The 26,764-nt window shown below is 44.0% G+C and carries 28 protein-coding genes and 1 riboswitch; of the genes, 20 read left to right on the top strand and 8 right to left on the bottom strand.

Features of this window, described 5'->3' with window-relative positions; translation table 11 throughout:
* Positions 1-25: 25 nt before the first annotated feature.
* Both BLR15_RS01715 and BLR15_RS01710 read left to right on the top strand, forming a co-directional pair.
* On the top strand, positions 26-319 hold the full coding sequence (locus BLR15_RS01715; protein WP_092984052.1) for a transposase: 294 nt from the start codon (positions 26-28) through the stop codon (positions 317-319).
* The gene (locus BLR15_RS01710) at positions 277-807 is read left to right on the top strand and encodes an IS3 family transposase (protein ID WP_143003908.1); all 531 of its coding nucleotides are present in this window, start codon (positions 277-279) and stop codon (positions 805-807) included. The genes BLR15_RS01715 and BLR15_RS01710 overlap by 43 nt, the downstream gene beginning before the upstream one ends.
* On the opposite strand, the gene BLR15_RS01705 is transcribed toward BLR15_RS01710, so the two are convergent.
* The 7 genes from BLR15_RS01705 to BLR15_RS01675 all read right to left on the bottom strand — a co-directional run bounded on the left by BLR15_RS01705 (position 769) and on the right by BLR15_RS01675 (position 5,984).
* Positions 769-1,392 carry a transposase gene (locus tag BLR15_RS01705; RefSeq protein WP_176754019.1) on the bottom strand — a complete coding sequence of 208 codons (624 nt, stop codon included), beginning with the start codon at positions 1,390-1,392 and terminating at the stop codon, positions 769-771. The two genes, BLR15_RS01710 and BLR15_RS01705, sit on opposite strands and share 39 nt — an antisense overlap.
* A gap of 153 nt (positions 1,393-1,545) precedes the next feature.
* Complete coding sequence (locus BLR15_RS01700) at positions 1,546-2,553, bottom strand: HesA/MoeB/ThiF family protein (RefSeq protein WP_092984046.1); 1,008 nt, start codon at positions 2,551-2,553, stop codon at positions 1,546-1,548.
* Positions 2,553-3,320: a thiazole synthase gene (locus BLR15_RS01695; RefSeq protein WP_092984044.1), complete on the bottom strand. Its 768-nt coding sequence runs from the start codon at positions 3,318-3,320 to the stop codon at positions 2,553-2,555. Before BLR15_RS01695 ends, BLR15_RS01700 begins: the two co-directional genes overlap by 1 nt.
* Before the next feature lies 1 nt (position 3,321).
* Positions 3,322-3,522 carry a sulfur carrier protein ThiS gene (thiS, locus tag BLR15_RS01690; protein ID WP_092984042.1) on the bottom strand — a complete coding sequence of 67 codons (201 nt, stop codon included), beginning with the start codon at positions 3,520-3,522 and terminating at the stop codon, positions 3,322-3,324.
* A complete protein-coding gene (thiO, locus tag BLR15_RS01685) occupies positions 3,503-4,636 on the bottom strand; it encodes a glycine oxidase ThiO (protein WP_245696474.1) in 1,134 nt (377 codons plus the stop codon). The genes thiS and thiO overlap by 20 nt, the downstream gene beginning before the upstream one ends.
* On the bottom strand, positions 4,612-5,202 hold the full coding sequence (locus tag BLR15_RS01680; RefSeq protein ID WP_092984040.1) for a thiamine phosphate synthase: 591 nt from the start codon (positions 5,200-5,202) through the stop codon (positions 4,612-4,614). The genes thiO and BLR15_RS01680 overlap by 25 nt, the downstream gene beginning before the upstream one ends.
* A gap of 76 nt (positions 5,203-5,278) precedes the next feature.
* Positions 5,279-5,387: riboswitch (TPP riboswitch) on the bottom strand.
* 387 nt (positions 5,388-5,774) lie between these two features.
* Complete coding sequence (locus BLR15_RS01675) at positions 5,775-5,984, bottom strand: 2-C-methyl-D-erythritol 4-phosphate cytidylyltransferase (RefSeq protein ID WP_092984038.1); 210 nt, start codon at positions 5,982-5,984, stop codon at positions 5,775-5,777.
* 221 nt (positions 5,985-6,205) lie between these two features.
* On the opposite strand from BLR15_RS01675, the gene BLR15_RS01670 reads away from it, so the two are divergent.
* The 13 genes from BLR15_RS01670 (at position 6,206) to BLR15_RS01615 (ending at position 19,953) form a co-directional block, all read left to right on the top strand.
* A complete protein-coding gene (locus BLR15_RS01670) occupies positions 6,206-6,940 on the top strand; it encodes a phosphoadenylyl-sulfate reductase (RefSeq protein ID WP_092984036.1) in 735 nt (244 codons plus the stop codon).
* 106 nt (positions 6,941-7,046) lie between these two features.
* Entirely contained in the window at positions 7,047-8,864 is a 1,818-nt protein-coding gene (locus tag BLR15_RS01665) for an assimilatory sulfite reductase (NADPH) flavoprotein subunit (protein ID WP_092984034.1), read from the top strand.
* Positions 8,865-8,879: 15 nt separating this feature from the next.
* Positions 8,880-10,583, top strand: coding sequence for an NADPH-dependent assimilatory sulfite reductase hemoprotein subunit (locus BLR15_RS01660; RefSeq protein ID WP_281182344.1), 1,704 nt, complete (start codon positions 8,880-8,882; stop codon positions 10,581-10,583).
* A 23-nt stretch (positions 10,584-10,606) separates the two neighbouring features.
* Positions 10,607-11,371 (top strand): uroporphyrinogen-III C-methyltransferase, encoded by a 765-nt coding sequence (gene cobA / locus BLR15_RS01655; RefSeq protein WP_092984032.1) that lies wholly within the window; start codon positions 10,607-10,609, stop codon positions 11,369-11,371.
* 24 nt (positions 11,372-11,395) lie between these two features.
* Positions 11,396-12,139 (top strand): sirohydrochlorin chelatase, encoded by a 744-nt coding sequence (locus BLR15_RS01650; RefSeq protein ID WP_092984030.1) that lies wholly within the window; start codon positions 11,396-11,398, stop codon positions 12,137-12,139.
* Between the two features lie 24 nt (positions 12,140-12,163).
* A complete protein-coding gene (locus BLR15_RS01645) occupies positions 12,164-12,775 on the top strand; it encodes an NAD(P)-binding protein (protein WP_092984028.1) in 612 nt (203 codons plus the stop codon).
* A 26-nt stretch (positions 12,776-12,801) separates the two neighbouring features.
* Positions 12,802-13,719, top strand: a complete 918-nt coding sequence (locus BLR15_RS01640; RefSeq protein ID WP_092984026.1) for a sulfite exporter TauE/SafE family protein — start codon at positions 12,802-12,804, stop codon at positions 13,717-13,719.
* Positions 13,716-14,903: a sulfate adenylyltransferase gene (sat, locus tag BLR15_RS01635; RefSeq protein WP_092984024.1), complete on the top strand. Its 1,188-nt coding sequence runs from the start codon at positions 13,716-13,718 to the stop codon at positions 14,901-14,903. The genes BLR15_RS01640 and sat overlap by 4 nt, the downstream gene beginning before the upstream one ends.
* Before the next feature lie 15 nt (positions 14,904-14,918).
* A complete protein-coding gene (cysC, locus tag BLR15_RS01630; RefSeq protein WP_092984022.1) occupies positions 14,919-15,518 on the top strand; it encodes an adenylyl-sulfate kinase in 600 nt (199 codons plus the stop codon).
* Positions 15,519-16,082: 564 nt separating this feature from the next.
* Positions 16,083-18,221 (top strand): LTA synthase family protein, encoded by a 2,139-nt coding sequence (locus tag BLR15_RS01625; RefSeq protein ID WP_092984020.1) that lies wholly within the window; start codon positions 16,083-16,085, stop codon positions 18,219-18,221.
* A gap of 191 nt (positions 18,222-18,412) precedes the next feature.
* A complete protein-coding gene (locus BLR15_RS14195) occupies positions 18,413-18,634 on the top strand; it encodes a GntR family transcriptional regulator (protein WP_245696473.1) in 222 nt (73 codons plus the stop codon).
* A gap of 26 nt (positions 18,635-18,660) precedes the next feature.
* A complete protein-coding gene (locus BLR15_RS01620; RefSeq protein WP_245696465.1) occupies positions 18,661-19,131 on the top strand; it encodes a GntR family transcriptional regulator in 471 nt (156 codons plus the stop codon).
* Positions 19,132-19,320: 189 nt separating this feature from the next.
* The gene (locus BLR15_RS01615) at positions 19,321-19,953 is read left to right on the top strand and encodes an amidohydrolase family protein (protein ID WP_176754018.1); all 633 of its coding nucleotides are present in this window, start codon (positions 19,321-19,323) and stop codon (positions 19,951-19,953) included.
* Positions 19,954-20,028: 75 nt separating this feature from the next.
* Here BLR15_RS01615 and BLR15_RS01610 read toward each other — a convergent pair whose 3' ends face one another.
* On the bottom strand, positions 20,029-21,297 hold the full coding sequence (locus tag BLR15_RS01610) for a hypothetical protein (RefSeq protein ID WP_245696463.1): 1,269 nt from the start codon (positions 21,295-21,297) through the stop codon (positions 20,029-20,031).
* A 293-nt stretch (positions 21,298-21,590) separates the two neighbouring features.
* Between BLR15_RS01610 and BLR15_RS01605 the strand changes: the two genes are divergently transcribed.
* The 5 genes from BLR15_RS01605 to BLR15_RS01585 all read left to right on the top strand — a co-directional run bounded on the left by BLR15_RS01605 (position 21,591) and on the right by BLR15_RS01585 (position 26,660).
* Entirely contained in the window at positions 21,591-22,928 is a 1,338-nt protein-coding gene (locus tag BLR15_RS01605; protein ID WP_092984016.1) for a hypothetical protein, read from the top strand.
* Positions 22,929-22,975: 47 nt separating this feature from the next.
* Positions 22,976-23,563, top strand: a complete 588-nt coding sequence (locus tag BLR15_RS01600) for a 3'-5' exonuclease (RefSeq protein ID WP_176754017.1) — start codon at positions 22,976-22,978, stop codon at positions 23,561-23,563.
* A 163-nt stretch (positions 23,564-23,726) separates the two neighbouring features.
* On the top strand, positions 23,727-25,004 hold the full coding sequence (locus tag BLR15_RS01595; RefSeq protein ID WP_092984012.1) for an alcohol acetyltransferase: 1,278 nt from the start codon (positions 23,727-23,729) through the stop codon (positions 25,002-25,004).
* On the top strand, positions 25,001-25,666 hold the full coding sequence (locus BLR15_RS01590; RefSeq protein WP_092984010.1) for a DUF6320 domain-containing protein: 666 nt from the start codon (positions 25,001-25,003) through the stop codon (positions 25,664-25,666). The genes BLR15_RS01595 and BLR15_RS01590 overlap by 4 nt, the downstream gene beginning before the upstream one ends.
* A 25-nt stretch (positions 25,667-25,691) precedes the next feature.
* Entirely contained in the window at positions 25,692-26,660 is a 969-nt protein-coding gene (locus BLR15_RS01585) for an alpha/beta hydrolase fold domain-containing protein (protein WP_176754016.1), read from the top strand.
* The last annotated feature ends 104 nt before the right edge of the window (positions 26,661-26,764 follow it).

Below are 26,764 nucleotides of genomic sequence, written 5' to 3'. Positions count from 1 at the left end.
TATCAATTTACGGAAGGTGTCCATTATGTCCAGAGGCAACAATTATGATAAACATGTTAAAGAAGAAGCAGTGAGTTTAGTGATTGATTCTGGAAAATCAATTGCCGCAGTATCCCGGGAACTGGATATTGCGAAAAGCACAGTAGGAAATTGGGTCCGTGACTATAAGGATAATGGGACGGAATCGTTTGTTGGCAGCGGCAATTTGAGTCAGGAAAAACAGGCGGATAAGGATTTACAGAAAAGACTGAGAGATTTAGAAGAAGAGAATAAGATATTAAAAAAGGCTATGCGCATCTTTACCAACGACCAGAAGTAATTTACACCTTCATCGTCAACCACCGGCACGAATTCAGTGTGTCAAAGATGTGCAAAACCCTCGGTGTGTCCAGAAGTGGATTTTACCAGTGGCTGAAGCAGACCGAACCGCCACAGAAGCAACGAAAAGCAATCATCAAAGGAAAAATCAGACGGCTTCACAAACAGTCCAAATCACGGTATGGCAGCCCTAAAATCACCGCCTTGTTGCGACAAGAAGGTGTCGTCATTTCCGAACGGACTGTGACCCGCTACATGAAAGAGATGGACATTCGTTCCATCACGGCAAAGAAATATAAGGCCACGACGCATTCAAAACACAATCTGCCCGTGTACCCCAACCTTCTGAATCAGAACTTCACAGTCCGTGGGCGCGGCGAAGTCTGGGCCTCAGACATCACCTATGTCCATACGAAGGCGGGCTGGCTCTATCTGGCGACGGTGATGGACTTATTTTCCAGACGTGTGATTGGCTGGGCTATGTCTTGACAGAGGTCCATTCGTCCGAAAGGGCCGGTCAATCCATTCCATATATTTATAACGGGAATGCGATAATACAAATGCCACGACATACAGCTTGATTTGCTTTCCTTTGGCATTTGTCTGCCAACACTCCCCAAAATCAACTTGGGCCTGGAATCCCATTGGTAATTCCGGTACAGCTTCATACACCCTTGTCTCGATTGTTTTTGGAATGTTGTAAGTGTCTCTTAAGTCATTCACATAGCCGCACATTGTACTTTCAGAGACAGAAAAATCTTTATATTTCTCGTCTAACCGATCGTAAATAATAGCGGCGGAGATATCGGGGTGTTGACGTAGCCACTTTAATATCTCTGTCTGATAGGCATCTAATTTTTTCTTTCTGTTTTTTGTCGATGCCATCCACACGCTCATTTCTTCTGCATCTTTCTTTAAGTATTTCGTGACAGTTGTTCGGGAAATGCCCAACTGTTTCGCAATATTTCTTTCTGAGAAACCATCCTCACTGAACTGTTTAATTTTTAAATACATTTGCCATTTGTCCACCTTTATCACCTGCTGACTGTATGTTAAGAATTGCTTTCTCATCATACTATAATGCAGGTTATTTTTTTGTTGGGTGGCCCATTTTTATTTGGCGAAAATGGTCTACTTTAGTTTATCAGTCACATTGCTTATACATTAAAGTATAAACACCAAACCCCGTTCCGGTTTTCGGAATAGGATTTGGTGTTTTATCTTGTTTCAAAAGGTTAGTTTTACTGATAGTTTTCCGTCAATTTCCCTATACAATCTTTCCGCTTCATCCTGCCCATCCAGTCCATGCACATTCATCCTGCCGTCTTTGAACAGGGTCATGTCATAGCCGTTATAAGTGATAAACTTGACGAACTTGTTCTGTTTAATGATTTCGCCGGATATTTCCTTATGAAAGATGTCATCATCGAATCTCAGTGTATACACACGTCCGCAGTTCGACTGGACGGGTCTGAATGTGTCCTTCTCCAGATGTTCATACTTGTGCTGTCCGCAAACGAGACAATCATGATCTTTTAAAGCATCGATGTTCATCGTCTTATAATTCATGCCGAAAGTGTCGATGGTATTCAGTTTTTTCGAGAATCCTTTGCCGGATAAAAAGCGGATGGCTTCGGAAACTTCAATGCCTGCCGTCTGGGTGATGGCCGGCGGCAGGACGCCGTTGATTTCACAGCTTTCACCGGTTGCCGGCATGGTGTCCATAAGGCATTTCAGACAAGGACCGCTTGAGTCTATCGCGTAAACGCTCCCTTTGCTGCCGACGGCTGCCCCGTATACCCATGGGATATTCAGTTTATGACATGCTTCATTGATCAGAAACCGTATTTCAAAATGGTCCATGCTGTCGATGACCATATCAGGCTTATGCTCTTTTAAAATCTTCAATATATTGTGCGGGGCGAGTTCAGTGTTCAGCGTGATGATTTCAACTTCGGAGTTGATCTGCTGCAGCTTTTCTTTCAAAGCATCGACTTTCGGCTTCATCAGTTTCACATCTTCTTCAGTGTATAAAGTCTGCCGGTGCAGATTGGTCATTTCAATGATGTCCTTGTCGACCGCAATCAGCTTTCCCGCACCCATCCGTGTGAGCAGTTCCGACACCTGGGTACCGAGTGCACCGGCGCCCATGACCATTATATTTGAATTTCTCAAATTTTGCTGGCCGTCTTTGCCGAAGCCTTCAAATTTGACCTGTCTGTCGTATCTGTCCATCACAGGAATCCCAAACCTTCAGCTGGGCTCGAGGCCTGTGCTGTATATCTGACAGGTATGCGGCCGGCCTGATTGCTGAGCATGCCCGCTTCAATGCCGAGCTTCATCGCCTGTGCCATTTTGACAGGGTCTTCCGCTCCTGATATTGCGGTATTCAGAAGTATGGCGTCCGCACCAAGCTCCATCGCATAACAGACATCTTTCGGTGAGCCGATTCCCGCATCGACAATGACTGGGATATTCGCCTGCTCGATAATATATCTCAGATTGAGCGGGTTATTGATGCCGCGTCCGGTCCCGATCGGGGAGGCGAGAGGCATGACGGCATGAACACCGAGTTCTTCCAGTTTTTTAGCGAGTACAACATCATTGGAAATATAAGGGCATACAGTGTAGCCTTTGTCGAGCAGTATTTCACAGGCTTCATACGTTGCGATCGGGTCGGGGAGCAGTGTCCTGTCATCACCAATCACTTCCACCTTGATCATATCGCACACGCCGGCGTGATTTGCGATCTCGGCGATGCGCACCGTCTCTTCGACTGTCGTTGCACCGGCTGTATTCGGGAAGGTGACATAATTTTTCAAATCGATGTTCGCAAGTGGATTCGGCAAATCTTTATCATATAAATTCATGCGTCTCACTGCGAAAGTCAGCACTTCTGTCTCTGACGCCATGATCGCTTTTGTCTGTGTATTTTCATCGGAAAACTTCCCTGTACCGAGAAACAATCTTGAGTCAAATTCAAAATTCCCTATTTTAAACATTTTATCCGCCTCCAACAAATTCTAATAATTCAAGTCTGTCATCACTTCTCACCAGGTGGTGGTCAAATGATTTCTTTCTGAGCAGTTCGCCGTTATGTTCCACTACGATACGTTCTGAGTCAATATTCATATGCTCGAGCAACTTTGAAACCGGTAACTCTTCATCAAACGTATATTTTTCATCATTGATGATGCATTGCATGGGTCTTCATCCTTTCAATAGTAAATTCCTCAAGTATCCGGGGACGTCTGTTTGTCATAATCCACCCGGACATCAGCTCGCCTGTGATGGGGGAGAGCAGTATGCCGTTACGGTAATGTCCGCCGACAACGAAGAGCCCATCCCTGACTTCATCCATGACCGGAGTTTCATCCGGGGTGTACGGGCGTATACCGGACGATTTCATCAGCACTTCCGCATCTTCCAGCATCGGGATGCGTTTCAGTGTTTCCGCCCATAACCATTGCCCGCCGTTTTCCGTAAAGCCCGTCGAAAAGTCATTGAACAGACTGGTTGCACCGATTAAAAACCGGTTCTTTCGTTTCGGGATGATATAACAGCCATTGGTCATGAACAGCGTGTCTTCCAGCTGCACATCCGGATGACCGAGCAGCATGACCTCGCCTTTCACACCGGTAATAAAAGATCTGATGCCGAAAGGCTCCAGCAATTCATGGGACCAGGCACCGGCTGTGATAATCACTTTGGCAGCCGCTATATCCCCCCGGGATGTACTCAGTCTGTAACTTTGTCCTGTGTGGTGTATCGACCGCACTTCCGTGTGACTGATGCGGGTCACACCATGGTTGACTGCTGACTCCGTCAGCGCGCGGGTATATTTGTTTGCGTTCACCTGTCCGTCCCCAGGTATATGCATGGCGAAATGATCGTTCGGCGCAATGAAATCATTACTCATATTACGAACATCATCGTTACTTAATCTTTTTACCTTTTCATTATGGCTGTTTAAAAAGCGGAATTGTTTTCTTAAAATCCCACTATCTTCACCGCTGTCTGCCATCTTAATCAATCCTGTCCCGCTGTACTGGATATCGATGCCGGTGTCCTCCAGCAGTTCATCTCTTAACGGTTTGAAGTGTGTTCTTGAAATTTGAGCCAATTGAAACAACGGGGTGTCGTTAGAGAATTCGTTTTGGGCACCGAGCATTCCACCTGCTTTATAAGACGCATGCCTCTCTTTTTCATCTCGGTCGATGACTGCAACTTTCAAGCCGTTTTTAGCCAGTGCTTTCGCGATGGATAATCCTATCACCCCGGCACCGACAGTAACTACGTCGAATTTGATCCTTTCCACTCCTTTCTGAGCGTTTCAATCATTAATGGATTTGCATTCAGAAAAAATGAAATTGCTGCAATGCCACTGAAACCTCCGGGCAGTTCATGAATCGTCCGGTCATTGATGCCGCCGAGCGCAATTACAGGAATGTCGAATGACAGTGCGTCTGCAACTTCCTGTTCCCGGCGGGGCGGGCGGTCCCTCTTTGAAGCTGTTTCAAAAATGTGACCGAATAGCACAAAATCAAGTCCGTTTGACTGTGCGTTTTTTACTGACAGAGCAGAGTGGGTGGACATGCTGACGGAAACTTCAGGGTGACGTTTTTTATAGTCGAAAGCATTTTCATCATTTTCCCTGAAATGGATGGCTGAGAGGCCGAACTCTTCCAGCAGGTCCGTTCTCGTGTGGATAAGGATTTTATTTCTTGGGAATTCTGATCGGATCAGATTGTCGACGAATGCGGCGGATTCACTGTATGACATCGGTGTGCGGATGAGCAGGTAGTCTATATGGGGTGCGATGCTCATAAAATGATTGATATCTTTTGAATCGAGTGATTTATAATGTGTGATTGCGATGAACATATTTTCACCTCTATAAAAAAATGCGCTATTTTTCATAAAGAAAAATAGCGCAATGTATATTCATATACGTTGACTTGATATCGTTACGCCACTTTCCTACGCCAGTATGATCTGGATCAGGTTCCGGAATCCCAAAGTCGTCACTTCGATCTCAGCCTTTGTAAAAGGCACTTCCAGTGGTCTTACTATTCAGTTTTCTGATGCATGAACTCATCATAACGCGTATTACTTTTCAATACAACTTTAAAATATGGTTGTACATCAATCACTTGTTTAAAATGCTTTTGTATATACGAGATTCTTAAGTGCAAATAAAATTCAGACGCATGTTAAATTTTTAGAAGTCTGGGCAGAAATATTTAAAGTAAAATTACACCCGTGTATTTGAGCAGAATGAATACATCAGATTGTTTAATCCGACTTTTTCTTCACATTACAATTCAGAAATTCAAATGCCTTGGGTTTATGTATATACATAGTTTTTGATTTATACAAACCCATTCATCAGAGAAAGTATTCTGAAAATTGATGAATCACTTTTGCAGAATGTCCTATACTTTCAAACCCGCCATTTATTTCTTTCTTCCGTCATATATCCTGCCATCTTCGTAAAGCAGTTTCGGTTTATTCTTCGAATAGGCCGCCTTCAGATAAGGCACCTGATTTTCCTCGACCACACCAAGGTAGCAGACGGTTTCCTGCCTGACTTTCTTACCATCACGCACAGACTTGACCACAGCTGCATAATAGCTGTCCTTCTTCTTCCATATTCTGACGAACATAACCGCACCCGCTTTCTCACTACTTAAATTTTTAACATGAGCTACATTGAATTGATTAAATAATATCATAACAAATTAAATCCGACTAAAAAACTATAATTTATGGTTGACGGTGAATTTTTTCGATGATAATCTTATGTTCATATTTATTTTCATATTTTTTATAATATTTAAATAATAATTATTTAATTTATGAACAGGGAAAGGTGCTGATATTCATTATGTCTGTGGAAACGCTGAATTACGATAATTTTACGACCGATCCTTTTAAGAGTTTGAATTATGATGATGACACAAAAGGTGCCCTCCGGGTACTGGACTGGGCTTACGGCACATACGGCAATTCGATCGTCTACTCATGCAGCTTCGGTGCTGAGAGTATGGTACTGATTGATCTGATTTCACACGTCAAAGCGGATGCGAAAATAGTATTTCTGGATACCGGCCTGCATTTTGAGGAAACATATGAACTGATCGACAGAGTGAAAGAGCGATATCCGTCACTTGGGATAGAGCTTAAAAAACCAGAATTGACACTGGATGAACAAGCTGAAAAACAAGGCCGGGCTTTATGGGGAAGTGATCCGGGCAAATGCTGCTATATACGTAAAATCAAACCGCTGGAAGATGTTCTGAGTGGTGCAGCAGCCTGGATATCCGGTCTTAGAAGAGAGCAGTCCGAGAGCCGGCAGAATACTGATTTCGTCAATCAGGATGAACGTTTCGAGTCCATTAAAGTCTGTCCTTTAATTCACTGGACTCATGAAGATGTATGGGGATATATCGAGAAAAAAGATTTGCCGTACAATGTACTGCATGATCAGAATTATCCAAGTATCGGCTGTATACCTTGTACATCGCAGGTGTTCGATTCTGAAGATTCCCGTGCAGGCAGATGGTCCGGTTTCGACAAGACTGAATGCGGCTTGCATACTTCTGATGATGATTCCAAATAGTATTTTACCGCCATAACATTATGGCTTTATTTTTAAACATAAAACCTACTTGATTGCTAGGGATAATTTTTTACCATTAACAAAATAAATCACGAGGTGATGAACCTTGATACTGAATGTAACAAACAGTCCGTTTGATAAGGAACAGGCGGAAAAAATAAATACAATTCTATCGACGACAAGCAAGGAGCAGAAGGTCTGGCTAAGCGGTTACCTGACTGCAAATAATCTCCTGGACACTCCGGAAGAGACGGGGGAGAACATTCCTCAATACCAGACAGCGGTCATGACGCCGCGGGAGACAAGGGAAGTGACGATTTTATACGGTTCTGAAACGGGCAATGCACAAATTCTGTCGGAATCGATGGCATCACTGCTGAAAGAAAAAGATTTTCATGTCTCGATTTCAGCCATGAATGATTTCAAATCCAATAAGCTCAAGAAAGTGGAGGACCTGATTATCATATCTGCAACACATGGAGAAGGTACGGCGCCTGAAAATGCGGTCGATTTCTATGAGTTCCTCCACAGCAGAAAAGCACCGAATTTAAAAGATTTACGATTTGCAGTCCTGTCACTGGGTGATGAATCATACGAGTATTTCTGCCAGGCCGGCAAAGATTTTGATCAGCGTCTCGAGGAGCTCGGCGGTGAACGGATCGTCCCAAGAGTGGATTGTGATGTTGATTATGATGATGCGGCAGAAGAATGGATCAACAGTGTCATCAGTTCAATTTTTGAAACCGGCGGACAGAATGTAGATGTTCCAAAAGAAGCTGTTTCAACAGCCGGAGTGACAACAGAATATTCCAGGAAGAATCCATATATGGCTGAAGTACTGGATAACATCAGACTGAACGGTCGTGGCTCGGAGAAAGAAACCCGCCATATTGAATTATCGATTGAAGATTCCGGGTTGACTTTTGAACCCGGGGACTGCATAGGCATATTTCCGAAAAATGACGAAGTATTGGTTGATCAGCTGATCACGCTGCTCGGCTGGGATCCGGATTACCGGGTGAATGCTGGTAAGAATGAAGAGACTGTAACAACGAAAGCGGCACTCCGTACACATTTTGAGATTACAAAGCTGACAAAACCGTTAATGAAAAAGTTATCGGAAGTATTCGGCAATGAGTCGCTCACATCATATCTGGAAGATGATGACCGGATCAGGGAATATATATACGGCAGAGATCTGATCGATCTGATCTCTGATTTTCCACCGGTTGGACTGACCCAGGAAACACTGTTTCCTGTACTTAGAAAAATGCCTGCGCGTGAATATTCAATCGCTTCAAGCTGTGCGGCCAACCCTGATGAAGTTCACCTGACCATCGGTGCGGTCAGATATCATTCAAATAGCAGGGACAGAAACGGCGTCTGTTCGGTTGAGATTGCGGAGCGCATTGAACCTGGTGAACAGATTCCGATTTATGTGCATCGCAATCCGAACTTTAAATTTCCATTTGATGACACGACACCGGTCATCATGATAGGGCCGGGCACAGGTATTGCCCCTTACAGGTCTTTCATCGAAGAGAGGGAAGAGCTCGGTATTGAAGGAAACACATGGCTGTTCTTCGGTGAACAGCGTTTTACCACTGATTTTCTCTACCAGACGGATTGGCAGAACTGGCTGAATGAAGGCACGCTTGGGCGTCTCGATCTGGCATTTTCCCGTGACACGGAAGAAAAAGTATATGTGCAGCATCTCATACAGGAAAGCGGAAAAGATTTTTACCAGTGGATAAAAAGCGGTGCTTCAATCTTCGTTTGCGGTGATGAAAAGAAGATGGCCAAAGATGTGCATGATAGCATTCTGAAGGTTCTGGAAGAAGAAGGAGATATGAGCCGTGACGATGCAGAAATGTATTTAAGCAGTATGAAGAATGAAAAGAGATATCAGCGTGATGTTTATTAGAAGGAGGTTTTCAATTTGACCGAATACGATAAAGAGCTCTTGGAACAGCTGGATGTAATGGAAAAGATAAAACTGGAAAGCAACTATTTGCGAGGATCGATACAGGAGGGGCTGGATGACCGGATCACCGGTTCAATAACTGAAGAGAATACCAAGTTGTTGAAGTTTCACGGAAGTTATCAGCAGGATGACAGGGACCTCCGTGATGAACGGCGCAGACAGAAATTGGAGCCTGCGTACAGTTTCATGATCAGAGTCCGTGTTCCGGGTGGTACAGCAACACCTGAACAGTGGCTGGCCATGGATGCCATTTCGAATGAATATGCGAACGGAACTTTGAAACTGACGACCCGCCAGGCATTTCAGTTCCATGGCATCTTAAAAAGAAATTTGAAAAGTTCGATGCAGAGCATTCACGGTGCATTGATGGATTCACTGGCAGCATGCGGCGATGTGAACCGTAATGTAATGTGCAACCCCAATCCATACCAGTCGGCGGTACATAAAGAGGTTGACCATTTTGCCGGTCAAATCAGTGACCATCTGTCACCGCGTACCGGTGCCTACCACGAAATCTGGCTGGACAAAGAGAAGATTCTGGATACGAAGGAAGAAGAACCGATGTACGGGAAAACTTATCTGCCGCGTAAATTTAAAATCGGTATTGCGGTGCCGCCATCGAATGATATTGATGTTTACAGCCAGGATATCGGCCTGATCGCCATTATCGAAAATGATGAACTGAAAGGCTTTAATATTTCAGTCGGAGGCGGCATGGGAATGACACACGGTAACACATCGACTTATCCTCAGACAGGCAAAGTGATCGGTTATTGCCCGAAGGATGAAGTGACTGAAGTGGCGGAGAAAATTGTCACAATCCAGCGGGATTACGGGGACAGAGAGGACCGCAAACTGGCCAGGTTCAAATATACGGTAGACAGGAAAGGTGTGGACTGGATCACCCGTGAACTGAATGACAGACTGGGCCGTGAGATTGAACAGCCTAGAGCTTACAATTTTGAACATAACGGTGACCGGTACGGATGGACGAAAGGCGACGGCAGATGGCATTATACATTATTCATCCAGAATGGCCGTGTCAAAGATACCGACGAGTATCAGCTGAAAACTGCACTCAAAGAAATTGCAGATATCCATACCGGTGATTTTCGTCTGACACCCAACCAGAATCTGATCATTGCCAATGTGACGAACCATAAGAAAAAACAAATTACTGAAATCATTGAGAAATACGGCATCACGGATGCCGAACATTATTCGGGGCTGAGAAAGAATTCCATGGCATGTGTCGCTTTCCCGACCTGTGGTCTGGCCATGGCGGAATCTGAACGCTATCTGCCGTCACTCATAGACAAGATTGAAGGGATACTGGATGAGGCAGGTCTGAGAGAAGAAGAGATTACCATCCGTATGTCAGGTTGCCCAAATGGATGTTCAAGGCCGGGTCTTGCAGAAATTGCATTCATAGGGAAGGCGCCTGAAAAATATAATATGTATTTGGGCGGCGGCTTTAAAGGAGACAGATTGAACAAGCTGTACAAAGAAAATATCGGCGAAGCGGAAATATTGGAAAGCCTGGAACCGATGCTTATCCAGTATGGGAAAGAGCGTCATGAAGGTGAGCATTTTGGCGACTTTGTCATCCGTAATGAAATTGTGGAAGAAGTATATTCAGAACAGGATTTTCACAGCTGATAAATTAAAAGTGAGGTGGCAAGATGGGGAAAGTTTATTTAGTGGGTGCAGGTCCTGGAGATCCGGACCTGATCACTTTGAAAGGGATCAAAGCTATTCAGGAGGCGGATGTCATTCTTTATGACCGGCTTATTAACGAAAAACTTCTGGAATATAGCAGAGTTTCATGCCAGCTGATCTATTGTGGTAAAAAGCCGGACCATCATTCTCTCAGCCAGCAGGACATCAATTTTCTTATGGTTGATTTTGCACTTCAGGGAAAAACTGTGACGAGACTGAAAGGCGGCGACCCATTCATATTTGGCAGAGGGGGAGAAGAAGCAGTACATTTCTCCGACAATGATATTTCTTTTGAAATTATTCCGGGAATCACTTCAGGAGCTGCAGCTCCGGCGTACGCCGGTATACCGGTGACCCACCGTAATGTCAGCTCCACTGTGACATTTGCCTCAGGTGTTACAGGCAAAGATGTTGATGTCGAGGAGTATTGGAAAAACCTTGCGGCTGTCAATGGTACATTATGCATTTACATGGGTGTAAAAAATTTACCGGATATTTGCAGCAGACTGATCAGATATGGACTTGAATCCACAACGCCTGCTGCTGTCATCCAATCAGGGACAACTTCACATCAGCGGAGTGTCGCAGGCACACTGGACAACATTGCTGAAGTGTCGAAGATGATAGAAAACCCTGCGATGATAGTGATTGGTGATGTTGTACGGTTCAGGGAGAAAATCAGATGGTTTGAAGAAGAAAGTATTCCTGAGCATCTCGCTAAAATATAATCATAACCCGGATGGGAGGATATTATGAGAGGTGTATTGTACGTGAGTCATGGCAGCAGGGTGCGTCATGCAACTGAAGAAGCGGTTGGATTCATCAACCAGGTCATCACACAGGTCGATATAGAACATCAGGAAATATGCTTCCTGGAATTATCTGAACCGGATGTCGAAAAAGGTGTCAGCATATTAGTGGAAAAAGGCGTGACGGAATTGGCAGTGGTGCCGGTGCTTCTTTTAAGTGCCGGACATTATTTCAATGATATTCCGGATAAGATTGAACAGGTGAAAAGTAAGTATCATGACGTGACATTCATATATGGAAAGCCGCTCGGTGTCCAGACACGCATTTCGAACATTTTAAAGGAAAGAATCGCCCAAACAGGCACAGTGCCGGCAAGAGACGCAAAACTACTTGTTGTCGGAAGGGGCAGTTATAACCCTCAGACTGAAATTGATATTTCGAATATTGGAGAATATATGAAAGAAACGACAGATTTTCAAAGTGTCGAAGTATGCTATCTGGCAGTTTGCAGCCCTTCATTTGAAGAAAAGCTGAAAACTTCATTGGAAGAAAGACGTTCACAAATATATATCGCGCCTTATTTATGGTTCACAGGGATACTCGAAAGACATATTGAAAAAACAGTCGGTGAAAGTAACTCTGAAACTGAAATTGTGCTGTGCAGTCACCTGGGAGATCATCCTGATATGCAGACTGCACTTAAAGATAGAGTGTATGAAACATTAAAGGCCGGGCAGCCAATTTAATTTGTATCAGGAGGTGAGGTCAGAATGTCATATATTCCACTGATGGTCGATATGCAGGGAAAAAACATTTACATCATCGGTGGTGGAAATGTTGCAGAGCGCAGAGTTAAAACTTTAATCGGTATTGAAGCCTCACTGATTGTAATAAGTCCGGATATAAATGAGTATCTATACTCATTGTACGAACATGACAGACTGATATGGAGAAGGAAGAAATTTGAAGCGGCAGATGTGAAGGGAGCAGATCTGATCATTGCTGCAACAAATGATAAGCAAGTCAATCAATCAGTCAAAACAGCAACACCTGAGCATTGTGCACTGAACATGACGGACGCGGGGCTGTCAGGGAATGTCATATTCCCTGCAATGTACAGGCGGGGCAAATTGTCTTTCGCAGTATCTACGGAATCTGCCAGCCCCATGCTCGTTTCACAAATTATAAAAGAACTCAAATCACAGTATGATCATCGATATGAGGAATACGTTGACTTTCTGTACACATGCAGAATGGCCATCAAAGAAACTTCATTATCCATGGAAGAGAAGACTTTATTTCTTAAGCAGATACTGTCGAAGAAGTATTTAAACAGTACAAAACAGGAAGAAATTCTTTCCTGGTTGAATGACCAGAATTAAATAAAAGGAAATGAAGGGGGACATCTATGCAAAAGCTGACTATATTTGCACTTGTGGGATTTTTTGCCCAGCTCATTGATGGATCACTTGGCATGGGGTTCGGCGCAACATCTTCATCTTTACTGCTGAGTGCCGGTATTGCACCTGTCATTGCTTCTGCCACCATACACATTTCACAGATTGCCACAACAGCTGCTTCAGGTATTTCTCATTTGAAATTCGGCAATGTCGATAAACCATTGATGTTACGACTTGCCTTGCCCGGTGCTTTGACGTCATTTTTAGGCGCAGCGCTGCTCAGCAGTCTGGACGGTGATACCATCAAACCTTTTATCTCGTTATTTTTACTTACAATGGGATTTTATGTCCTCTATCAATTCCTTTTTAAAAGAGAAATGAAAAATGGCTTCCAGAACAAAAAAGTTTCCGGGCTGTTATCCATCCCGCTGGGTGGAGTGGCTGGATTTCTCGATTCAATCGGAGGCGGCGGCTGGGGTCCGGTAAACACACCTGTACTTTTGTCCAGAAAGAAAATTGAAGCAAGAAAGGTAGTCGGTACGGTTTCAAGCAGTGAGTTTATCGTAACAATTTCTGCCTCGGCAGGATTTTTCATATTTCTCGGTTTCAGTCAGATCAGTTGGGGGCTGGTCATTGCACTTGCGTTGGGCGGGGTGATTGCCGCCCCGTTTGCGGCATGGCTTGTGAAAGTGATTCCTTTGTATTTTTTGGCAGTATTTGTTGGCGGTCTGATTATTTTTACAAACAGTAATATATTATTGGATACATTTTTTCAAAATTCAGCACTCCCAGTGTTCATCAACTCATTGGTTATAGTGATGTGGGGCGGATTACTGGTCTATGCATATCATAAAAATAAAAGGAACTTGGCATTACAGACTCATCAGAACGAAAAAATCAATTTACAGGAGATGAATGAGATATGACTCTGAAAACCAATACTAAAATAAATAACAGTACTATAGATCCACATGGCGGAACCCTGATCAATATGGAATTACAGGGGCAGGAAAGAAAAGAATTGATTGCAGAGTCGGCATCTTTTCCTTCACTGACATTGAATGCATGGAGCATATCCGACCTTGAATTAATAGCGATTGGCGGTTTCAGTCCTTTAAAAGGGTTTATGAGTCAGAAGGACTATTTCAGTGTCATCGAGAAGATGAGACTTGCAAGCGGTCTGATATGGAGCATACCGATTACTTTATCAGTTACAGAAAATGAAGCTGACCAGTTGGATGTAGGATCAAGAGTAGCATTATATGGTGAGGATGGTCACTTATATGGTGTGATGGATCTGGAAGAAAAATATTTTTATGATAAAGCAAAAGAAGCCGAATTGGTTTATGGTACGACTGATACGAATCACCCTGGTGTAAAAAAAGTGTTTGAAAAAGGTGATGTGTACCTGGCTGGACCTATTCATCTGTTGAACCGGCCGGAGCACGGTGAATTCGAGGCGTTTTATCTGGATCCGGCAGAAACAAGACAGCGATTTTACGATTTGGGGTGGGAAACCGTCGTCGGCTTTCAGACGAGGAATCCGGTTCACAGAGCGCATGAATATATTCAAAAGTCCGCTTTGGAAACAGTGGACGGGTTGTTTCTAAACCCATTGGTCGGGGAAACAAAATCAGGCGACATACCTGCAGATATCAGGATGGAAAGTTATCAGGCGATTCTTGAAAACTACTATCCTGAGAATCGTACGACGCTTGTCATCTATCCGGCTGCAATGCGCTATGCCGGACCAAGAGAAGCTATACTGCATGCCCTTGTCCGTAAAAATTACGGATGCACACACTTCATAGTCGGGAGGGATCATGCCGGTGTCGGTGACTATTACGGCACGTATGAAGCACAGGATCTGATTTCCAATTATGAACTTGAAATCGGCATCCAGATTATGAAGTTTGAACATGCATTCTACTGCACGAGTTGTGAAAATATGGCCACGGCAAAAACATGCCCGCATGATGCCGCACACCACGTGCATCTAAGCGGTACGAAAGTGCGTGAAAAACTGCGTAATGGTGAGCAGTTGCCAAAAGAATTTTCAAGAAAAGAAGTCGCAGATGTTTTAATCAGCGGTCTTCAGAAAACCAAGTAGAGAAGGGGTGGGAAGATGAGTACGTCGACCAATATAACGTGGCATGACTCAAAAGTGACAAAACAAGAAAGACAGAAGCGAAATGCACATAAAAGCGCGGTTTTATGGTTTACCGGGCTGTCCGGCTCAGGGAAGTCGACGATTTCGGTCGCTCTTGAAAAAGCTCTGTATGAAACGCATGTTCAGACTTACCGGCTGGACGGGGATAATGTCAGACATGGATTGAATAATAACCTTGGATTCAGCCCGGAAGACAGAACAGAAAATATAAGACGTATCGGTGAAGTGGGGAAATTGATGGTCGATGCCGGACTCATTACTCTGACAGCCTTCATCTCACCATATAAGGAAGACCGTGATCATGCGAGAGACATGGTAGGTCCGGATGAATTCATCGAAATATATACAAAATGCAGTTTGGAAAAATGTGAAATCAGAGATCCGAAAGGACTTTATAAAAAAGCACGACAGGGTGAAATCAAAGAATTCACCGGCATCAATGCACCGTATGAGAGTCCTGTTGATCCTGAAATAATTGTCGATACGGAAAAGCAAACTGTAGAAGAGTCTGTGAATGTAATACTCGATTACCTGAAACGAAATGACTATATATAGGAAGGGAATGAACTGAAACCTATGGGCAGTTCATGAATCATCCGGATAATTTAATACACTTGTATAAGATACCTTTGTCAGAAGAGACAGGGGTATTTTTTTAATTTCACATCCGCTACTGCAGGATGTTTTCCAGTAATTTGGAATTATAATCACTCTGATTTTATTAACCATTTGTAAATTAAATTGTTAAGATTTTATGGAACTTCTTGCTAAAAAGCTGTATAATGGGTTATAATGTTAAACATTGATAAAGTTCGTTAAGAATTTGTAAAAATTTGAGGCAGTAAGTGGAAATATTGAAATTGTCAATATAGGACTCGCAAAGAGGGTGTGACCTCAGCGGAGTGGGGGAGTAACGATCTACATATTGACAATAAGTTACTTTAACCACCGATATTAAAGTGTTTTAATTTCTCTTGCCGTCCGTCACCAGACCCTCAACGTCAACGTTTGAGGGTTTTTATTTTATTTTACTCTATTTTAACCGACTAAGAATAATCGGGATAGCCCCTTATCAATTATTTGAAGTTAAGGAAAAGTAGAGAATCAGGAAGTGAAACTATGTCAAAAATAAAAGAAATATTGAATAAACGCTATGGATTTTTCATCCTATTTCTGTTTTTATTCTGGTTGAAAACGTACATGGCATACTGGATTGAATTTAGTTTAGGTGTGACAGGTATATACCAGCACCTTATATTGCTCATTAACCCGATTGCGACCGGTGTCATACTATTGTCTGTTGCACTGTTCTTCAAGAGCCCGACTTTAAGAAAATGGATGATGTTTACAATACTCATGTTAATGACGGTATTGTTATATGCGAACATATTGTACTATAGAGAGTTCGCTGATTTTCTGACATCAAACATTTTATTGAATTCCAACAATGTGTCTTCTGCACTATTCACCTCAACATTCGAAATGATGAGATTTTGGGATCTGTTATATTGGGTCGATATTGCACTGTTTGGTTATTTATTCTTCTATAAAAAGAAAGAGCCTTTCAAAGAAGGTAAAAGAGAGTACAAAAGATGGACCAAAGCTACAGTTACAGTGTTGGGTGCATTATTGTTGGCAGGTAACTTGATATTGGCAGAGATTGACCGTCCGGAATTATTAACGAGAACTTTTGACAGAAATTATATTGTTAAATATTTAGGTTTGAATTTCTTTTCCGGTTATGATGCTTTTAAAACAACACAAAGCAGTCAATTGCGAGTGAGTGCTGACGAGTCTGATTTATCGAAAGTATTTAACTTTTCAAATGAAAACCATGCAGAGCCAAATCCTGAATATTTCGGTGTGGCAGAAGACCGCAACGTTATAGTGATTGGATTGGAAAGTGTTCAGCAATTTTTAATTGATTATGAACTGGAAGATGAAAATGGACAAAGTCATGAAGTCATGCCGTTTCTTTCGAGCATATATGACAATGAGTCCTCATACAGCTTTGAAAACTTTTTTCATCAGACAGGCCAGGGTAAGTCTTCCGATGGTGAAGTATTAGGCGAGTTATCATTGTATGGTCTGCCACAAGGCAGTGTATTTCAAACATTAGGTTCCACAAACACATTCCATTCTGCACCAAACATTCTGGCACAGCAGGGGGATTATACCTCAGCTGCATTTCACGGAAATGTAGGCTCATTTTGGAATAGAACAGATACGTATCAAAGTTTTGGCTATGACTATTTCTTTGATTCTGAGTTTTATGATGTATCGGGCGAAAGATCGATGGAATATGGCTTGAAGGATAAACTGTTTTTCCATGATTCGGCAGAGTATCTTGAACAGCTGCCGCAGCCATTCTATTCCAAGTTCATTACTGTTTCTCATCATTTCCCTTATCCTTTAGATGAGCAGAACACGGAATTCCCGGCTGCACAGACAAGTGATGATACAATTAATAACTATTTCGTTACAGCGCATTATGCCGATCAGGCGTTGGAAGAATTTTTCAATTACTTGAAAGAAAGCGGCCTGTACGAAGATTCAATCATAGTTATGTATGGTGATCATTATGGTATTTCTGATATGAGAAACCCTACCTTGGCGCCACTAGTCGGTGAAGAGCGTGAGGACTGGAATGCTTATAATGATACTCAAATGCAAAGAGTACCGTATATCGTCCATGTCCCGGGCGTTGATAATGGTGAAGTGTTCGACACATACAGCGGTCAGGTGGATATGCTGCCGACCTTGATGCATTTACTGGGTATGGAAACAGACGGTCATATATTTATGGGTCAGGATATGTTATCAGAGGAACATGATAATACAGTACCACTCAGAAATGGCCGTGTGATTACACCGGAATATACTTTCCTTGAACAGGAAATCTATGATACAGAGACAGGCGAATTACTGAACGAACAATTATCTGAGGAAGAATTGGAAGAACTTTATCAGTATAGAGACGAAGCGAGAGAAGAATTAAGTCATTCAGATGAAGTTCAAATGAAAGATTTACTGCGCTTCTATAACCCTGAACCTCTAGATGAACTAAAAGAAATCGATTATTTATATCGTGATCAATTAGAGGTGCTCGAAGACGATCCTAGAAAAGAGACAAGCCTCATTGAACAACGTGGTGGAGATTCGACTACAGATTTATATGAAACAGATGCACCTGAGTTGCAGGAGCAGGAAGATGGCCTATCAGATGAATATGAGACTTCAACTGAGCAGCCAGAATAAATCAGTCGTTTAGACCGGACTATAAATAAAAGTACAAAAGTTAAAAAGACAGGATATCCATAAATTTGGATATCCTGTCTTTTATTTTTGAACGTCTCATTTACGGGCACTTTAAATCACGTCGACATTTTCTTTATATGGTAAACTATGAAGATAAACTAACAGATTAATTTCTGATTCAGGTGATCAATATGCCATTGGATTATACAAACTCTGTACCATTATATATACAGCTGAAAGACAGAATAGAAGAGAAGGTCTTGCATGGGACATACACAGGCAAAGTGCCGAGTGAACGTGAACTCATGGATGAATACTATATCAGCCGCAGTACGGTCCGTCAGGCCTTCGATGCCCTGACCCGCGAGGGACGCTTGTCAAAAAACCGGGAAAAGGAACTTTTGTCGCTATAAAACCCATTAATGACTGGCTCGGAAGCTTGAGAAGTACTACGGAGACGATTGAGAGTATGGGTATGGAGCCCGGTGCAAAACTGATTAAGACTGAAGTTCTGACTTTACCGGTCTATCTGCAGAAAATCACGGGTATTAAAGATGCGGTTCATATTAAACGTCTGCGGTATGCTGATAATATCCCGATAGGGGTGGAGAATAACTATTATCCTGTTGAGCTCGGTGAGAAGATAAAACAGTATGATCTGAACAAAGTTTCATTATATGACCTGCTGGAGCAGGAACTTGGCATAATGTCGATAGAAGCTGAACAGAAAATCAGATCCAAACAGGTGAAGAAGGGTGATTCAAAGCTTTTAAAAGTCTCGCCGACAACAAGTGTGCTCATTGCCGAGAGGAAGCTGATGGACCTGAACGGTCACTTTGTTGAATACGAACGTGCTGCCTACAGAGCGGATATGTATTCTTTCAATATAAAGCTGTCCAGGAAGAAGTAGAAATTTAATATAGACGATGATTCACCTCTGTCACTTCGGCGGAGGTGATTTTTTATTTCATATTTTAACTGGTACGGACGTTCTGACCATGTTGCCATTTATATGTAGTTCTCATTAATATGGACAGGTAATTGAATTTTGAGAATATATAATCTTTTCATAGATGTAAAAGATGGGAGAAGTGGTTGCATGAGTTTTATGATAGCGTTCGGGCTTGCAAGTGCAATGTTATGTGTTGGATTGATTATCCGGACAAAGGTCGGGTTTATCAAACGCATGCTTGTACCGACTAGTGTCATTGCAGGTATAGTTGGATTTTTTGTAATGAACAGTGGGCTGATTACGGCAATTGATTCTGAAATGTATATTGAAATCGTCACTCTGTTATTTACGGTGACATTCATATCCATCGGGCTGACGAGTAATCCTAAATCCAAGGCCACGGCTTCCAGCGGAAGAGATGTTGCCAAAGGATCGCTCGGCATGGGATTCACATGGAATATACTTTACGCACTGACACCGGTTGTCGATCCGGATATGCTCCATACGATATGGAGTGCAGTCAACAGGATCACAAGGAACGGTGTTCATATCGGACTGGAGGAGAGAGTATCCGTCTACGATGCACTGAAGGCGGTGACCATCAACGCCGCATACGCATACTTTGAAGAGGACAGAAAAGGCAGCATCAAAGAGGGCAAACTTGCCGATCTTGTCATTTTGGACGATAATCCTTTGAAAGTCGATCAGATGGACTTGAGAGACATTAAAGTTCTGGAAACGATTAAAGAGGGAGAAACGATCTACCAGGCAGATATATAGGTTTAAATAGGGGAGAAGTTGAGCTGAGAGGTTATATATAAGCATCAAAAAAGAGGAATCTATGGATTCCTCTTTTTATATGAACAATGCTATGATCGCAATCAAAATACCGGTCAGACCCATTCTGAGCGAGAATCCAATATTCATCCTGGTGATTTTGTAAGGATTGATCTGCATGCTCTGGGCGGTCATGGTCGCATTGACGCCGTAAGGCGCGGCAGCAGATATACCCATGCCGCAGACGACCATGACGATGCCGATCGACAGTGCATTTTCAGCGGTCAGGACAGGGACCAGAACTTCCGACAGTATTGCAAGCGTTGCGACGGGATGGATACCGACCATGGCGAGTCCATATATGAGCCCCATGATCAGAAGCAGTATCAGTATGAGGAACGAATCGACATAGCCGAAGACTTCCTGCATGAGTCCGGGAGCAAAACTGCTGTTGAAACCGCCGGAAAATATGCCGAGCGACAGGAACAGCACTGAAAAGTTCTGCATATGGTTGTTATGGTTCTGCCATGTTTTCCATCCGGTTTTAAGGAATACTGGCAGCCGCTTCATGACGAAAGCCGCAGCGAACGAAAACGGCACGATGATCAGTGCGACTGTCAGGACGAAATCGAGGTCGGAGTTCATGTTGAAAAACATGACGACAGACAGGAAACTGATGAGCAGTATTATCATTTTGATGATGGATTTTTTCAGCGCAGAGCTGTTTATTTCATCAAATTCTGCATTGATTGTGATGCCGTTGAATTCGCGTCTTGTTAAAAATACTTCAATGAGGCCGACAAGAACTGATGTGAGCAGCAGCCAGGGGAGCAGGGTGAAATACGACACGCCTGTCGAGTCGACCGTCAGTCCGACAATGACCTCGAGCGGGCTCCATATGACGGCAAGCGCAAATGCCCTCAACGTGGATTTGATGATGAACTCATTCCTCAAGGATACTTCTGCTTTTTTGAACAGGTCATTCAATACCCTCTGGATGATGTAGATAGCGGATATGTTCAGAAATATTCCGAGGAAGTAGGTGGTGAAGACACTGCTGCCGTATATTTTATCGACCCTGTTCGCACGGTCCTGTATCATATCCGTAATGCTTTCATCGAGTCCACCGACCTTTACGACCGTGCCGATCCACGGCAGCAGACTGAAAAACATCAGGAGCGGCAGGTTGCTCGTCGAGTTGCTGATGATTGCGCCGAAACCCTCACCGGATGTGAGTGTAAATATGACGCCGACTGTGATGAAAAGCCCGCCGATCATCTTGAACAGCCTGGAGCTGTATACCCAGGAGATGATGAGCACACCGATTGCCATGTAGTTTACAAGCACTCCAAGAGCACCGATCCCGCTGAAAAAGTAAATGAGAAAAAGAATGAACAAAGCGGCATATATGTAATAGAAATTCTTTAATAAGGTCTGGTTATGCAGGAGATTCAATGTAACACCCGCTTTCAAGGTGAATGTGTTTGACGAAAAATATATTGATATATTCATCAATTATATGACAGATGACTGTTCTTTAACAGATAAGTTTTACTTTAACAAGCAATCCGGAACGTATACTGTCCAGTACGCTTCAGATAAGCTATCATGAAATCAAAACATCTGTAAGGAAGATACATATGAAAATAAAATTCTTCAGGCCGTTTTTCGTCCTTGGCATGGGGTTCATGTTCCTCGCGTCCCTGTTCGTGGAAATTCCGGGAATGGAAGTCGCGATTGCGGTATTCACTGCACTCGCGCTCATCAGTTATCTGCCTTACTTGAGCAGGGTGCCGCTCACAGTGGTCATCATACTGAATGTGACTGCGGTGATTTTCTATATCATCGGCGGCTCGCTGGCTGATGTCATAGAAGGGCTGCTCATGAATACCGCAGTGCTGATGATATTCATCTTCGTGCCGCTTCTTGCGATACCGATCACTTCACCGAGGTATTTGAAAGATATCACCGGTCTTTTGAAATCATCCTTTAATAATACAAAGCAGTCTTATAATGCCCTGAAACTTGGGACGTTTTCCATCGGTTCAGTACTGAATGTGGGCACGCTGCCGATACTGTATTATCTGACGGACACGGATCAGTTCAAAGATCACAAGGTGATGCGGATGGCAGCACTGAACCGCGGGTTTGCACTCGCTTTTGCCTGGTCGCCGTACTTCATTTCCATAGCGGTCATATTATCGTATTTTGAAGTCCAGTGGCTGGCGATCGCTGCTTTCGGTTTGACAATGTCTGTGATCAGCCTTATCGGCGAATGGTTTTTATTCAATGACAAGAAATATCGTGAAATGCCGGAATCACCGCCCGTGTACTACAGCAGGCGGCGGATTGCTGAGCTGGGTGTAATCATGCTCCTCATGACGGGACTGATCATCATACTTGATATGTTTAGCGGTTTTGCGATCGTCAACATCATCCCGATTGTCGCAATCGTGCTGTTTATCGTATGGAGTGTCGCGATCGGCGGTGTGGAAAAGGTCGTGAAAGGTTTGAAGAGCTATACTCAGGAACGGATTCCGAACATGGGTAATGAGCTCCTCGTCTTCATCAGTGCCGGCGTATTCGGAACGTCGCTCCTTGTCATCGGGTTCGATACGTTTCTGATCAACATGCTGGAGGCGGCAGGGGTCAATCATGTGCTGCTGCTCATTCCGATCTTTGCGGTACTCATCATCGGACTGTCATTTTTCAGCGTGCATCCGATCATTACGATCACTGTCGCTGCGCTCTCCGTCCTCAGCATGGATATGGATGTAAGCGAACATTATTATATGGCGATCGTCCTGCTCTTAAACTGGGCAGTCACTGTCAATCTGTCACCATTCACAGGCATCAACCTGCTGATGTCGAGTCTTGCGAATAAGAGCATCTTCACTATGCCGAAGCATAATGCGCTGTATGGACTGTGTCTCTGGTTCGCCGGTTACGCAATCATTGCATTCCTGTACTTTGTGTAATTGCCTCTCAGCAGTTATAATAAGAAATTATGACAGGAGGCACAATGATGAAATACGTGGCACTCGATATAGAAACAGCCAACAGAGAAAGAAGTTCAATCTGTTCCATCGGCATGGTCAAGTTTGAATCCGGTGAGATCATCGATGAGTTTTATTCGCTGATCGATCCGGAAGTGGATTACTTTTCCTATATGAATATAGATATACACGGCATCACGGAAGCTGATGTTGCGGGAAAGCCGACACTGCCCGAACTGCAGGGAGACCTGGAGACGTTCATCGGCAATGATATCATGGTGGCGCATTTTTCCCAGTTTGATATGTACGGCATCCAGGATGCCTACAATAAGTACAGGCTGGAAATCCCGCCGCTCAATTATATATGCTCATACCGGCTTTCAAAATCCTTGTACCAGTTCCCGTCACATAAGCTTGTGCAGATGGCGGAATATTTCAATGTAAAGACGGACAACCATCACAACGCGCTGGCAGATGCCAGGATGGCCGGTCACATCACATATAATATTTTGAAGGAACACAATATGAGCATCGAAGATTTCAACACAAATTATAATTATCAGCTGGGCACACTCGGCAGAAACGGCTACACGAAAAAGCGCAGATCAAGATCCTGATGAGTAAAATAAAAACCGTTCAATCCGGCCATCGCACCTCCTGGTGAATGATGGCCGCTTTTTGTTTGTGACAGGTTTCCACCATAATTACTTTAAATGGTTTGAGCATGGTAAAATTGAATGAAAGTGTAAGAAAAGCACGTGTCTTCCGGGAGGTGTATGGATGGATCAGTGGTACAGGATAGATAATACGGGAAAGATATTTCATGCGGTGTCGGATGCGACGAACTCGTCGGTGTTCAGAGTGTCGATGATACTGAATGAAAAGATAGAACCGAAATATTTGCAGGATGCACTGGATATTGTCGCGGTGCGTTTTCCCACACTGACAGTCCGGGTGCGTAAAGGACTGTTCTGGGACTTCATGGAACACAATGACGAACAGCTGATCGTTAAAAAAGAAAAAGAACATCCATGTACACCGATCGACAGGAAGGAGAACAATGCCTATCTGATACGGGTCCTTTATTTTGAAAAGCGGATATCGGTCGAAATATTTCACTCGCTCACTGACGGGGGCGGGGCGGTGGAATTTTTGAAAACGCTGATATTCCAATATCTGAAGGAGAAAGGCAGTGAAGTGGAGACTGAAGGGCTGGTGCTCAGTCCGGATGATTCGCCGAAGCCTGAAGAGATGGAGGACAGCTTTGAAAAACATGCGACGTCTCATGCGGTGACGCGTCCCGGCAAGCGGCCGGGAAAGGCATATCAGATCCAGGGAACGGCATTCGACCCGCCGGGCATCAACGTCATCCACGGCGTGGTGGATGCAGGTGAGCTCAATGCTTTTGCCAAAAGCGAGGGGACGACACTGACCGGATTTCTGACGAGTCTGTTGATTCAGGTGGTCCATGATGAAAGGATGACGAGGGATTTGACCGACGGCCAGGTGTCGATTGCGCTGCCGATCAGTCTGCGCCGGCAGTTCCCATCGACGACACTCAGGAATTTCTTTTCTGTCGCGAACATCGGCGTACAGATGGACGGCTACATGCATCTGGAAGATATTATTACAGACGTGACCGGCCAGCTGATTAAGAAGACTGATAAGGACACGCTCCAGACCGGCATCAACCGTTTCGTCTCGCTTCAGAAAAGTTTGTGGATCAGGGGCGTGCCGGTGTTCATTAAATATCCTTTGATGAAATTCGGCTTCAACCAGATTGGCGAGCGGGCGAAGACAATGACGCTGTCGAACCTCGGCAACACCAGGCTGCCGGAATCGATGAAGCGGTATGTGGACCGGATGGAAGTCATATTGTATCCGACACGGAAGAGTCCGATCAACTGCGGGCTCGGGACGGTGAATGACAAGCTCACGATTACATTTGCCCGGTCGATCGCGGAACGGGAAATCATTCAGGCGTTTTTCAGGCGGATGAGAACAATAACGGGGCTGGAAATTACAGTCTATTCGAACGAATGGGGTGAGGATGAATGAATCAATGCCCGAATTGTGATATCACGACGAGTCAGAGCAGATGCCCGTTGTGCCGCACGAAACTGGCCGATGCGGAAGCGTCCAAAATGACGGTATGGTATCCGGAGTATGATATTAAAGAACAGAAAATACGGACGCGCATTTCAAGGCTTGCGATACTGCTCGGGTCTCTTGCGGTACTGATCTGTTTTGCGATCAACCTGATTGTCATCCCCCAGTTTTTATGGGTGTTCTACGTCGCTGTTGCGGTATTTTATGTACTCGTGTCGCTGAGCCATACAATACTGTCGGCGTCACATATCGGCGGCAAGATTACTGCACAGGTCATCAGTCTGACCATATTGCTTCTGGTCATCGATTTCATGTCAGGCAATCTCCAGTGGTCGGTCGATTATGTCGTGCCGTTTCTGATTATCGCAGGCATACTCGTTCTGTCCATCAGCATCCTCCGGGTGCGTCTGAACTGGACGGGGTATTTCAGCTTTCTTATGATGATGCTTCTGATGGGTTTTGTACCGCTCATATTTTATATTACCGGAGTGGCGACCGTGCTCTGGCCGAGTGTGACGGCAGGGTCATTCGCCGTGACGATATTTGCGCTGCTTGTCGTATTTGCCAAACAGACGTTTATGACACAGCTCGGCAGACGGTTCCATTTATAATATGGGGATTGAAAGGAATGATTGGATGAAACATGCAGTTAAAACTTCTCTGCTTTTGGCCGGTGCCGGTGCACTTGTCTATGCGGGACGTGCCAGATTTGTGGAAAAACGGAGTATCGGCAGCAAGATTGTTGAAGACTTGATCAGAATTGTCAACTTCGACCTTGAAGAAGTGGATTCTAAAATGCTTGCGAGAAATTTCAAGGAGAACCGTAAAGAGCATAAAATACGTGAAAATCTCATGCGGTCTGAAGTTGAACATTATTATGATGCAGAGATGAAAGTGTACCGGATCATTCCAGGGGATAAAGAAAGCAGAAGACGCGTCCTGTATCTGCACGGCGGCGGATATATCCATCAGCCTTCCCCGTTCCACTGGCTGTTCATAGATAAGATGGTCCAGGATACCGGACAGGAATTCATCGTGCCGATCTACCCGAAAACACCGGAATTCTCCTATGATAAGGCGTATGATGCTGTGGAGCAGTTATACAGAAATCTCATGGCGGAGAATGATGAAGAGATGGTCATCGTCGGGGATTCTGCCGGCGGTGGGCTTGCGATCGGCTTTTCACAGTGGCTTGCGACGACCGATCTGCCTAAACCGAAAGGGCTTATCGTCATTTCTCCGTGGCTCGATGTCAGTCTGAGTCATCCGGAAATGGAGAAATATGCAAAGATGGACCCGATGCTTAAGCCCGATAATTTAAAAATCATCGGCCGCATATGGGCAGGAAATTCTGCACTCGATTACTATAAAGTGTCGCCGATTCACGGTGAACTGACGGGACTGCCGAAATTTTACATGTTCGTCGGCGAACGGGAAATCTGTCTGCCGGATACGCGGAAGTTTGCCGGCATGCTGGACGCAGCCGGCGTGGAAAACGAGTATTACGAATACCCGATGATGAACCATGTATTTCCGCAGTATCCGATACTGGAAGGTGCGAAAGCGAGAAGGCAGATTAAGGAAATATTGGAGACTCTGGAGTAGTGGACACAGGATAAGGTTTGCAACGGGAACTCTTTTGCCGGGCTTGCGGCGGGGAGTTCTTTTATTTTATAAAAAATTCATACTAACTTTATAAAGATATGCTA

The sequence above is a fragment of the Lacicoccus qingdaonensis genome, assembly GCF_900101075.1.
Lineage (GTDB): Bacteria > Bacillota > Bacilli > Staphylococcales > Salinicoccaceae > Lacicoccus > Lacicoccus qingdaonensis.
The sequence above is the reverse complement of the archived record's forward strand: the minus strand, read 5'-3'. Positions and strand labels throughout refer to the sequence as shown.

Excerpts from the sequence above, each read along its gene's own strand:
- BLR15_RS01715 (WP_092984052.1), top strand. The coding sequence starts at position 26 with ATGTCCAGAGGCAACAATTATGATAAACATGTTAAAGAAGAAGCAGTG.
- BLR15_RS01705 (WP_176754019.1), bottom strand. The coding sequence starts at position 1,392 with ATGATGAGAAAGCAATTCTTAACATACAGTCAGCAGGTGATAAAGGTG.
- BLR15_RS01700 (WP_092984046.1), bottom strand. The coding sequence starts at position 2,553 with ATGGACAGATACGACAGACAGGTCAAATTTGAAGGCTTCGGCAAAGAC.
- BLR15_RS01695 (WP_092984044.1), bottom strand. The coding sequence starts at position 3,320 with ATGTTTAAAATAGGGAATTTTGAATTTGACTCAAGATTGTTTCTCGGT.
- thiS (WP_092984042.1), bottom strand. The coding sequence starts at position 3,522 with ATGCAATGCATCATCAATGATGAAAAATATACGTTTGATGAAGAGTTA.
- BLR15_RS01680 (WP_092984040.1), bottom strand. The coding sequence starts at position 5,202 with ATGTTCATCGCAATCACACATTATAAATCACTCGATTCAAAAGATATC.
- BLR15_RS01675 (WP_092984038.1), bottom strand. The coding sequence starts at position 5,984 with ATGTTCGTCAGAATATGGAAGAAGAAGGACAGCTATTATGCAGCTGTG.
- BLR15_RS01670 (WP_092984036.1), top strand. The coding sequence starts at position 6,206 with ATGTCTGTGGAAACGCTGAATTACGATAATTTTACGACCGATCCTTTT.
- cobA (WP_092984032.1), top strand. The coding sequence starts at position 10,607 with ATGGGGAAAGTTTATTTAGTGGGTGCAGGTCCTGGAGATCCGGACCTG.
- BLR15_RS01650 (WP_092984030.1), top strand. The coding sequence starts at position 11,396 with ATGAGAGGTGTATTGTACGTGAGTCATGGCAGCAGGGTGCGTCATGCA.
- BLR15_RS01645 (WP_092984028.1), top strand. The coding sequence starts at position 12,164 with ATGTCATATATTCCACTGATGGTCGATATGCAGGGAAAAAACATTTAC.
- BLR15_RS01640 (WP_092984026.1), top strand. The coding sequence starts at position 12,802 with ATGCAAAAGCTGACTATATTTGCACTTGTGGGATTTTTTGCCCAGCTC.
- sat (WP_092984024.1), top strand. The coding sequence starts at position 13,716 with ATGACTCTGAAAACCAATACTAAAATAAATAACAGTACTATAGATCCA.
- cysC (WP_092984022.1), top strand. The coding sequence starts at position 14,919 with ATGAGTACGTCGACCAATATAACGTGGCATGACTCAAAAGTGACAAAA.
- BLR15_RS01625 (WP_092984020.1), top strand. The coding sequence starts at position 16,083 with ATGTCAAAAATAAAAGAAATATTGAATAAACGCTATGGATTTTTCATC.
- BLR15_RS14195 (WP_245696473.1), top strand. The coding sequence starts at position 18,413 with ATGCCATTGGATTATACAAACTCTGTACCATTATATATACAGCTGAAA.
- BLR15_RS01615 (WP_176754018.1), top strand. The coding sequence starts at position 19,321 with ATGAGTTTTATGATAGCGTTCGGGCTTGCAAGTGCAATGTTATGTGTT.
- BLR15_RS01605 (WP_092984016.1), top strand. The coding sequence starts at position 21,591 with ATGAAAATAAAATTCTTCAGGCCGTTTTTCGTCCTTGGCATGGGGTTC.
- BLR15_RS01600 (WP_176754017.1), top strand. The coding sequence starts at position 22,976 with ATGAAATACGTGGCACTCGATATAGAAACAGCCAACAGAGAAAGAAGT.
- BLR15_RS01595 (WP_092984012.1), top strand. The coding sequence starts at position 23,727 with ATGGATCAGTGGTACAGGATAGATAATACGGGAAAGATATTTCATGCG.
- BLR15_RS01590 (WP_092984010.1), top strand. The coding sequence starts at position 25,001 with ATGAATCAATGCCCGAATTGTGATATCACGACGAGTCAGAGCAGATGC.
- BLR15_RS01585 (WP_176754016.1), top strand. The coding sequence starts at position 25,692 with ATGAAACATGCAGTTAAAACTTCTCTGCTTTTGGCCGGTGCCGGTGCA.